Genomic DNA, 1,439 nt, shown 5'->3' with positions numbered 1-1,439 from the left:
TCTGCCTACCTGCTTGTGCACTACGCGGTGCATGCCTTCCGGCCAGCATCCTTAAGGTGCTCTGGACGCACCACGCCATTCATCATTACAAAGACTTGGGGTGGCCTTCGGCGTAATCCTCTCCGCTGTGGGACTATGTGTGTTCAACTCCATGCCCGGGAAGCATCTTAAAGGGCAAGATAGGCAGGAAGCCAGGCAGCTGCGAAGAGAACGAAAATGTGATAATGCCCTCTCCAGCAGTTATGACGCAGGCTATTGCTTATCATAACACCTGTTATAAGCAGGAGGAGCCGCCTTTATTCACCTTCTTCTGATCATTTTAAAGATGTAGTAGAAGAAAACTATTACAGCGGCAACAATGAGCAATCCGGCCCAGGAGCTGGGGTTCATAACAGCATCATCTTCAAAGTTGCATCCGCAAAGCGTGAGGGATAAAGAGAGGAAAGCCAGGCTGTGGAGCCACTGGGGGTAAATGTTTTTCATACTTTTATCCTTGGAAGTTATGTTTGCAGCGTCTGTGATACCCAAAGGTGCCTGTCTTGATGAATACTACGGCAGCCGTTGCCATGTGTTCTCGGCGTAGAGCCGGTCAAGCTGCTGAACTGCTATTGGGAGCTGCACTAAACACAAAAAAGCACAACCGAGAATGTCTTCTATCTTCTGGAAAGCGCTGCCTGCGGGGCCTACCTGCTCGGGGCAGTGGCGCCCGGACTAATCTGCTACAGCCTGTTTGTTTCATAGAGGTCAGCGTCCGTTACAGCGACCAACAGCAGCTGCAAGTTGTGGAAGCAGCCGTTACTTATTTAAAAAACCTGCCCATCCCCAGGGAGAAAATCATCACCCCGTAGAAAAAGTGCTCTATCACTACAATCAGCAGGGAGTTGTGCTTTCTGTAGGTGTGGCTGAAGACAAAGCTCACCAGGAAAGCACCGCAGATGGCGACCCAGTTTCCGAAGACAATGTGGGAGAAGCCAAAGAAGACGCTGTTTACCAGCACGGAGACTTTTTCGTTTGTGAAGAAGTCGCTGTAGCGGTGATAGTACCAGCCCCTGTATACAATCTCCTGCGGGATGACAGACCAGAAAGGGTAGAGGGCCACCGTGAGCAGGTAGCGGTCGAGGTTCTGCTGCGGCAGGTAGTAGAGCAGGTCCTGGTGAAAGAAGCGGATAAAGCCGTAGACCAGGGCGGAGAGGAGCAAGAACCTGCCGACAAGAAACTTCCAGTTGACGGAATCCAGCCTCAGAAACCGCCTGTTGTGAAAGCGCTTGCTCCGGAACAGGAGGAGAAACAGGAGCAGGCCCATCCCCAGTAGAGGGACCAGGTTGTAAATCCCGTGCAGCTGGTATTTAGTGAAGAGCGGGATGGCGACATAAAGCAACAGCAGCTCAAATGTCTTCCGTACAAAGTACCTGTTTTTCTTCATTTTCCAAAAATAAGGC

Annotated in this window: 2 protein-coding genes; both read right to left on the bottom strand. The window is 51.1% G+C overall.

Annotated elements, in window-relative coordinates; all coding sequences use genetic code 11:
* Positions 1–300 precede the first annotated feature (300 nt).
* Positions 301–483 (bottom strand): hypothetical protein, encoded by a 183-nt coding sequence (locus tag ACFS7Z_RS27180; RefSeq protein WP_377492613.1) that lies wholly within the window; start codon positions 481–483, stop codon positions 301–303.
* A gap of 316 nt (positions 484–799) precedes the next feature.
* On the bottom strand, positions 800–1,439 hold a 640-nt coding region (locus ACFS7Z_RS27175; RefSeq protein WP_377492610.1), incomplete at its 5' end, for a CPBP family intramembrane glutamic endopeptidase.

The organism is Pontibacter toksunensis (genome assembly GCF_042686245.1).
GTDB lineage: Bacteria > Bacteroidota > Bacteroidia > Cytophagales > Hymenobacteraceae > Pontibacter > Pontibacter toksunensis.
This window is presented reverse-complemented; position numbering and strand designations above follow the sequence as displayed.

What these genes read in the sequence shown, in the direction of transcription:
- ACFS7Z_RS27180 (WP_377492613.1), bottom strand. Translation starts at nt 483, where the DNA reads ATGAAAAACATTTACCCCCAGTGGCTCCACAGCCTGGCTTTCCTCTCT.